This is a genomic window from Bacillus sp. SIMBA_008 (assembly GCF_046535495.1).
GTDB classification, from domain to species: domain Bacteria; phylum Bacillota; class Bacilli; order Bacillales; family Bacillaceae; genus Bacillus; species Bacillus subtilis.
The window spans coordinates 1-248 of record NZ_JAWRWL010000981.1; the positions used below are offsets into that span (position 1 = coordinate 1).

A 248-nucleotide genomic window follows, 5' to 3' on the forward strand; every position below is an offset into this window, starting at 1 on the left:
GCAAATAATTCACAATAGGAAGGAGGAATTCCAATGCCAAAAGTTACTGTATATAACCAAACTGGTTCACAGGTTGGTGAAATCGAATTAGCTGAAGCTATTTTCGGTATCGAACCAAATGAAGCTGTACTTTTCGAAGCTGTAATGATGCAACGTGCATCTTTACGTCAAGGTACACACAAAGTAAAAACTCGTTCTGAAGTTCGTGGTGGTGGTCGTAAACCATGGCGTCAAAAAGGAACTGGACG

Annotated in this window: 1 protein-coding gene; it reads left to right on the forward strand. The window is 40.7% G+C overall.

What is annotated here, in order from left to right:
• Positions 1 to 33 precede the first annotated feature (33 nt).
• On the forward strand, positions 34 to 248 hold a 215-nt coding region (rplD, locus tag SB658_RS26310; RefSeq protein ID WP_410603441.1), incomplete at its 3' end, for a 50S ribosomal protein L4.